The organism is Pseudobacteriovorax antillogorgiicola, assembly GCF_900177345.1.
Classification (GTDB): Bacteria; Bdellovibrionota_B; Oligoflexia; order Oligoflexales; family Oligoflexaceae; genus Pseudobacteriovorax; species Pseudobacteriovorax antillogorgiicola.
On sequence record NZ_FWZT01000037.1, the window covers coordinates 24,946 to 31,626 of the forward strand.

General features: G+C 48.9%; 12 protein-coding genes. All 12 read left to right on the forward strand.

Annotated elements, in window-relative coordinates; all coding sequences use genetic code 11:
- Nucleotides 1-275 precede the first annotated feature (275 nt).
- The 12 genes from B9N89_RS32025 (at nt 276) to B9N89_RS29655 (ending at nt 6,622) form a co-directional block, all read left to right on the forward strand.
- A complete protein-coding gene (locus B9N89_RS32025) occupies nt 276-776 on the forward strand; it encodes a Clp protease/crotonase-like domain-containing protein (protein ID WP_234996198.1) in 501 nt (166 codons plus the stop codon).
- Nucleotides 704-1,465 (forward strand): S49 family peptidase, encoded by a 762-nt coding sequence (locus B9N89_RS29610; RefSeq protein WP_234996200.1) that lies wholly within the window; start codon nt 704-706, stop codon nt 1,463-1,465. The genes B9N89_RS32025 and B9N89_RS29610 overlap by 73 nt, the downstream gene beginning before the upstream one ends.
- On the forward strand, nt 1,452-1,829 hold the full coding sequence (locus B9N89_RS29615) for a head decoration protein (RefSeq protein ID WP_132319575.1): 378 nt from the start codon (nt 1,452-1,454) through the stop codon (nt 1,827-1,829). The genes B9N89_RS29610 and B9N89_RS29615 overlap by 14 nt, the downstream gene beginning before the upstream one ends.
- Nucleotides 1,830-1,846: 17 nt before the next feature.
- Nucleotides 1,847-2,884 (forward strand): major capsid protein, encoded by a 1,038-nt coding sequence (locus tag B9N89_RS29620; RefSeq protein ID WP_132319577.1) that lies wholly within the window; start codon nt 1,847-1,849, stop codon nt 2,882-2,884.
- Between the two features lie 9 nt (nt 2,885-2,893).
- Nucleotides 2,894-3,169: a hypothetical protein gene (locus B9N89_RS29625; RefSeq protein ID WP_132319579.1), complete on the forward strand. Its 276-nt coding sequence runs from the start codon at nt 2,894-2,896 to the stop codon at nt 3,167-3,169.
- A 260-nt stretch (nt 3,170-3,429) separates the two neighbouring features.
- Nucleotides 3,430-3,888, forward strand: coding sequence for a hypothetical protein (locus B9N89_RS29630; RefSeq protein ID WP_132319581.1), 459 nt, complete (start codon nt 3,430-3,432; stop codon nt 3,886-3,888).
- A complete protein-coding gene (locus tag B9N89_RS29635) occupies nt 3,863-4,423 on the forward strand; it encodes a phage baseplate assembly protein V (protein ID WP_132319583.1) in 561 nt (186 codons plus the stop codon). Before B9N89_RS29630 ends, B9N89_RS29635 begins: the two co-directional genes overlap by 26 nt.
- 3 nt (nt 4,424-4,426) lie before the next feature.
- Nucleotides 4,427-4,615: a hypothetical protein gene (locus B9N89_RS29640; RefSeq protein ID WP_132319585.1), complete on the forward strand. Its 189-nt coding sequence runs from the start codon at nt 4,427-4,429 to the stop codon at nt 4,613-4,615.
- 111 nt (nt 4,616-4,726) lie between these two features.
- Nucleotides 4,727-4,930 carry a hypothetical protein gene (locus tag B9N89_RS31625; RefSeq protein ID WP_132319587.1) on the forward strand — a complete coding sequence of 68 codons (204 nt, stop codon included), beginning with the start codon at nt 4,727-4,729 and terminating at the stop codon, nt 4,928-4,930.
- A complete protein-coding gene (locus tag B9N89_RS29645) occupies nt 4,930-5,748 on the forward strand; it encodes a baseplate J/gp47 family protein (protein WP_132319589.1) in 819 nt (272 codons plus the stop codon). Before B9N89_RS31625 ends, B9N89_RS29645 begins: the two co-directional genes overlap by 1 nt.
- Complete coding sequence (locus tag B9N89_RS29650; RefSeq protein ID WP_132319591.1) at nt 5,745-6,149, forward strand: hypothetical protein; 405 nt, start codon at nt 5,745-5,747, stop codon at nt 6,147-6,149. The genes B9N89_RS29645 and B9N89_RS29650 overlap by 4 nt, the downstream gene beginning before the upstream one ends.
- Nucleotides 6,146-6,622 carry a phage tail sheath protein gene (locus B9N89_RS29655; RefSeq protein ID WP_132319593.1) on the forward strand — a complete coding sequence of 159 codons (477 nt, stop codon included), beginning with the start codon at nt 6,146-6,148 and terminating at the stop codon, nt 6,620-6,622. The genes B9N89_RS29650 and B9N89_RS29655 overlap by 4 nt, the downstream gene beginning before the upstream one ends.
- Nucleotides 6,623-6,681: the final 59 nt, after the last annotated feature.

Consider the following 6,681-nt stretch of genomic DNA (forward strand, 5'->3'; position numbering starts at 1 on the left):
GCCAAAACCTATAGAGCCTGGGTCAACAGTAATTTCTCCTCACCCCTTCCTTGAGCTTGAATATAAATCACTGGCTCGCTATCTTAGGTCTGTATCGAGAAGACTTGAGTTGATCATAGAAAACCCCATGATCAAGTTTTGAAAAATCAATAAAAAAATCACTCAAACTAAAATTAGTGGCTCAACTTTGAACCACAAATTTCAGATCTGACGTTTTAACTATTGAAGCAAACTCCATTCATAGTCTATCGTTGGAAGCGTTGAGAGGAGAAGCTTTGATCATAAGAAAAGCGATTGAGTCTTCTTACTGGGCTATGAGAAAGGAAGGACTATCATCTCTTATAGCTTCAGCAAACGGAGAAGGCGATTTTAAAGCCCTAGAAAAACATCTAGGCGAAAAACCAAAGTACACATATCGAGCAACGGTAAGAGATGGAATTGGAATCATTCCCATTTCTGGCCCCCTGTTTAAAAAGGCCAATCTTCTTACAGAGGTCTGCGGCGCCACAAGCTATGAGCTGGTTCTAAGAGATCTTCATGGCTTTGTGGAAGATGATAGCATTCGTCTATCGTTTTCAATATCGATAGTCCTGGCGGCGAAGTTAGCGGCTGCCATGAGCTTTCAGAACATATCTATAGGGCCAGAAGCCGCAAGCCCATTGCTGCCTTTATCGGGGGCTATGGTACCTCAGCCGGCTATTGGATTGCGAGTGCCTGCGAGAAAGTCTATGCCTCAGATACTGCCATTATTGGTAGCATTGGCGTCCAAGCTGTGATGAATGCGGACAAAAACGAAGGCGAGATTAAGTTTGTAAGCTCCCAGTCACCCTATAAGAACGCTGACCCTTCGACAGAAGCAGGAGCTAGCGAAAAACAAGTGGTAATCGATGATTTGGCCGCCGTATTTATTAGTTCTGTAGCGAGAAACCGCTCGATCACTGATGAAAAGGTGCTCTCGGAATTCGGCCAAGGCTTAGTCTTTGTCGGAAGAAAAGCTCTAAAACGATCCATGATCGATGAAATATCTACATTTGAGGATGTAATGACAAAAGTTCAGAAACCGGAAAGTGCACCCACCACCGAAGATCCAACGCCCGGTGGCGGTGGCCCTGAGATAAAGATTACAGGCGAGCTCCTAAGGTCAGACTATAGCAGCCTAGTCGAGGAGTTTATGACCGAAGGGGCAAGCGCTGAAAGAGCGCGAATCCTTGAGCTGCAGGAGATCTGCGCTGGTCGCGGGGTTGATCTTAAGGCCTACATTGTAGGAGGCGTTTCTGCTAAAGATGCCGCCCTTGATATTCTTAAAAACTCAAGAGCAAGCACAAACTCCTCCCTGGCAAGGCTAGAACAAAATGAGAAAGAGCTTGCTGGTCTTTCAGCTCACTGCCCAGCGGAGGAAGATGATTGGTCGGCGGAGCTTGAAACCGTAAAGAATGCGGGGTGGTTAAACGATGACAGGATTTAACCCTCACTATAAAAAGATTGCCGATTGGACACCCAAGCAGTGGATTGGTCGCTCCTTTCCCGTCCAGATGAGGCAAGAGGTCATCATCAAGGCTGGTCAAAAGCTTGAGGCAGGCTCCATTCTTGGCAGAGATGGTGACAATAAGCATGTTCTATGCGCAAAGCTAGCTGAGGATGATAGCGAAATTGGTGATGGCACTGAGACTCCAAACTGTATCCTAGCAGATGACATCGACGCCTCGGTAAAGGATCAGAAGGCTATTGCCTTCCTAACAGGATCATTTATCAAGGGGGCCTTACTTATGGCAAAGGGCATACTGCTGAAACCGTTAGGGATGAGCTTAGAAAATTCAGTATCTTTCTAGAGGAGGGAACCCACTAAGTGGCAACAATTGAGTTATGGAAAGACTATAAGAAGCTCAACCTTCTTGCAAGGCAGATGGAGGTTCAGCCCAAATTCTTTGCCGAGACCTTCTTCTCGCAGACTATGTATCACGATACCGAGCAAATCCATTTTGGAGACGACGAGTACGAAGAGGGCATCTCAGCCTTTGCCCACCCTCTAGCCGAGGGTAAGGTCCTTCTCGATCAGGGAACCGAGGTCAAGGCCTTCGCCCCAGCCTATATCAAAGAGGCTGCCGTCCATGATCCCCTTAAATCCCTTAGAGTCCTTCCTGAAGAGGACTACTCAGGATCCTATACCCCCATGCAGCGGGAAAGGATTCACCTAGCCCGAAATGTGGCAAGGCTTAAAGCCCGCTACCAAAACAGAATCGAAATCATGGCCCTTGAGGCCCTAAAAGATGGCAAGGCCACTATCAGCGGGGAAGGCATCACAGAAACGGTGCTGAACTTTGGCCGGGATGCCAGCCTTAAGGAAGTCGCAAGCGCTGACGCGGATAAGTGGTCTGATCCAAGCTTCAAGATCTTGGGGCAGCTGTCTCGAATGAAACGGCTTATCAAGCAGCATTCGAGGTTTGGGGCCATTGCGACCACGGTTCATCTGAATCAATCGACGGCTGACTACCTTCTTCAGAATAAGGAGATCCTTGACCTCTATGACAAAAGGCGTGGTGTGGATCTCAATATGAATCTCACCCCCTATCAAAAGTACACCGATATCGAGCCCATTGGCCGGATTGGGCACTTTAACTTTCTGATCCACTCGGGCTACTACCGAGAAAATGGCACCAAAAAGGAAATTCTAAAAGATGGTGAGGTGATTCTAACAGCACCGAGCATCGGAGGGAAGAAGCACTTCGGGCGGATCATCAGCCGGAAGGCTAAGTATAAGCCACTTAGCTACTTTCTAAGGCCCTACTATGAGGACCGAACCGAGACTCAGTTTGTTGAGATCCACTCGGCACCCATACTCATCCCTCATGATGTGAATGCTGCGGCATTTATGCAAGTCCTTTAGGGGGATGGAATGATCGTTAAATCTTCAGATTATACCCTTCTTCACAAGGGAAAGACGATACGGCCAGGAACCCTGGTAGATCTTGATCAAGATTCTGCCAAAGCCCTGATCGAAAAAGGTTTCGTCAAAGAGGTAGAGGGGGCTTTAGGAGCAAAAGACATGGCAGCACTACAAAAAACACCCAAAGAGCCATCACCTGCTCCTAAGCCTCCGGCTCCATCTTCCCCTAAGGAAGCGAAGACAGACCCAAGGGCTGAAAAGCCAAACACTAAGAGAAAGTCCTAGCCGTTGCCCAGTGACGAGTTTTTTGAGCCGAACATAGTGCTTAAGACAGCTCGTGGAGCAGTGATCAGAGGCTATTTGTTTGAATATGATGATTCAGATGACGCCATAAATTCTGATCTAGTGAGTGAAAACTCCGTGCTCCACTGCTCAGCTGAAGTATCGCTCCACACTGGGGATGCTCTTTCGTCAGAAGACGGTAGAAGATTTTACGTTGATCGATCTTTGAGTACAGGGATCGGATTGCTAGAGGTGCGTTTAAAGTGCGTGAAAGATCAAAGATCAGGAGTATCGCTCGGAAGGTTCTAAAGGATCTATCTTTAAACGCATTCTCGGGCCGCACCAGCGGCATTCATATCCACGACCTTCCAGCTGCTCTGATCACATCAGAGCGCGATGAGGTGACCCTCGATTCTGGAAACCACCTAGAGCGAGAGCTTGAACTAAAGATTGAGCTTATCATCCTTCCCAAAGCAGATGCTGAGACTGAGATCGAGCAGCTATCGGAAGACGTAGCCAGAGCTCTTTGGCGTTCAGACGAGCTTAGGGCAGCAATATCAGACCTTAAGTTCATTGGCGAAGAGTTTGTGATTGAATCCCACGGCGAGTATGTGATCGCAGCCTCAGAAATTACCTTTATGATTCACTACTGGTCCCTAGACCAGGAAACTGACGGACAAACACCTGAAAAGATCTATGCAAATCGAACGAGAATTGATTGAGATAAAGAGGCGAACTGCCAATGCAATCCGCCCCGGAACCATCGAGATGGTTGATCTCAGAAAGGCTCTCGCAAAGGTTAAATCTGGCAATATCCTAACAGACTGGCGGCCTTATTTCACAGCCCATTCTGGCAATCGAAGAGACTGGTCCCCTCCAGCTATCGGGGAAAGCTGCCTATTGCTGGCCCCAGGAGGAGACTTAAGTCTATGTTTTGTGCTCCGTGGCCTGTATTCAGATGCGTTCACACCGCCATCTGATAAACCAGCTCAGCATGTTAGCGAATTCGTCGATGGGACCAAATTAATCTTTGATGAAGACGAAAGTCGCTGGAGCATCAAGACCAAGGAGATTGTGATCGACGCTGAGAAAGTCTCGATCACCGGCAAGAAAGGTGAGCTGATTAAGGCCATCTCTGACGCCTTAGCCATCATAGCCGAATCAAAGACCCCAACCATGATGGGTCCACGAGAAGCCTTAGAAGATAAGACAAAGTTGCCAGAGATCAAATCCATCCTAGATTCATTTTTGGAGTAACGATTGCCCCTAGCTGGAACAGAAAAAGCCCTAGCGAGTGAAATTGCTGGAGCCATTAAGAGTGCGCAAAATGAGACGGAAGGTTGGGAGATTGCCATCACCAAAATCCTTCAGCACATCACAAAAAACGCCCTTGTCACAGGGGTGTGCCCACCTAATGGAGGACCACTTACAGGCGGCAAGATCACATGATCGGTACAGAGGAAAGGACCGGCAAACTCATCCGGGGGGCACCATATCTTCGCCAATCCATAAGGCGAGTCATTCGCACCCCCAGAAAATCGATGCCCATGCATCGCTGGTTTGGAACCGCTTCTAGCCTTTCTGGGAGAAGTGATCACAGAAGAAGCGCTCCTTGATTTGACAAGTGCTGTGACAGACTCCCTATCAAAAGCCCTTCCGGGTCTAAAGCTTGAAACCCTAAGCGAGGTCACTGAAGAGGGCCTCACAACATCTACCCTTAGTGGAAACTATCAAAACCAACCCTTTACCATAGAAGGAATTTGATGACAGAACCAAAAATCTACGAAGATCTAAACTACGAGCAGATCCTAGGTGAAAAGCTTGATCGGCTGACAAGAGCCTATCGAAGGGAGGTGCCTGACTTTGAAAGGCCAACGGTGGTAGATCCGATCTACCACGCGATGGCAGAAGTAACACTTACAGAAATTGTCACTAGAGAGCGGGTAAATTACGCAGCCCTCCAGCAACTTCTAGGGTTTTCGGAAGAGCTCGACTTTATTTTACAGGGTAAGCGGCGGGATGGCGAGAGTGACGAGAAGTTTCGCCTTCGCATCGCTGCAGATATTGCCTCAGCCTCCTCAGCGGGAAGCCTTGCCATGTATGAGGGGCTAGCCTTTGCCGCAGGTCAGCTTGATGACGTTAAAGTCCTAGACACCAAGGCCAGAAGTGAAAACGGTAAAGTCGCGGTCTATCTCCAGCTAGATAGCGATAGCGAGGAGCTAAAGGCTAAGGCCGTCACGGCGGTAAGCGATTACCTAAACCGAAAAGACGTGAAACCCGCCCTCGATGAGGTGGAGGTAAAGCTAGCAAGCCCCCTCGACCTTAAAGTCTCGGCAACCCTTATCCTTGAGCCGTTTACCTCGATTAGTGTGGTCTCAAAGATCAAGTCAGCCTTTGAAAAGGCCCTTAAAGAAAGGGCAAGACTTGGCTGGGGACCAGCCATGAGCTGGATTACGGCTAAGCTCCAGGGGCAAGGGGTCTACTCAGTCCGGCTAAGCTCGCCCACCCAAGACATTGATCCTGAAGACTATCAGTATGTGAGTCTTTCAAGCGTTACATTAACGCCGGAGGTGAAGCAGTGATTGCGTCCTATATTTCAGATCAGGCTCCATCCCTATCTCCTGAGCGGGTGCTTGATGTTCGCCTTAATCCAAGCCCTGCCTTTGCAGGGGCGATTCTAAAAGAGTATGGCCTAGAAGCTATTACAGCATATGCCTCAGACTTTAAAAAGATAGTCTCTGAGGCTCCAGACTTTCTTAAAATTCGTGGGACTGTAGCTTCAATCGAAAAGGCCCTCGAATGGGTTGGGCTTTCGGATGCCAAGTTCATTCGTCTTTCCAATTGGGAGTACGAACTAGACCCTGGCCTAAGGCCCAGTGAGCTCGACGTTAAAAAGATCCTTGCAGCCCTATCGATTTCAGCTCCAGCTCGGGGAAGGCTCAGCCGGATCTTCCACGGCGACTATGAAAGGGTCTTTTCGTGAGCGAATACGTTAACGGGATCGTCATCGAGGAATCCTCTGGTGAGATCAGAACTATTACCACTGGCTCTCAAAGCGTGATCGGGTTGGTTGGAACAGCCCCTCATGCTGCAGCTAGCCTTGAGGCAAACGTCCCGAAGGCCTTTCGCTCAAGAGCCAAGGCTCTAGCTGACGTGCTGCCCCCTGGAAAGGAGGGGGAGACGGATAAGGGGACCCTTTACGGGAGCCTTCTTCAAATCTATGAGCAGGGCGGTGCATCAGTCGTTGTCGTAAGGGCGGCCTCTGATAGCAACAGCGATGTCATGACTGCCATCGATGCCCTTCTCACTGCTGAAAGCGCGACGGGGCTTAAACCCAAGATTCTGGCAGCTCCCGGTCATAGCGGGATCATTCCAGCGGCAGTCAATGAGCGTCTTGGTAATCCAGAAAGGATCAAGCCTAAACCACCAGCAAACAGCCTTACAAAGGAGTCTTGATGGCCATTCTAAAAGATCCAGTTCTTGAGAAGCTAAGAGTCGTCGCTGAACGGCTTAAC

Coding starts and splice junctions, on each gene's coding strand:
- B9N89_RS29635 (WP_132319583.1), top strand. CDS start 3,863: ATGCAAATCGAACGAGAATTGATTGAGATAAAGAGGCGAACTGCCAAT.
- B9N89_RS29615 (WP_132319575.1), top strand. CDS start 1,452: ATGACAGGATTTAACCCTCACTATAAAAAGATTGCCGATTGGACACCC.
- B9N89_RS29625 (WP_132319579.1), top strand. CDS start 2,894: ATGATCGTTAAATCTTCAGATTATACCCTTCTTCACAAGGGAAAGACG.
- B9N89_RS29645 (WP_132319589.1), top strand. CDS start 4,930: ATGACAGAACCAAAAATCTACGAAGATCTAAACTACGAGCAGATCCTA.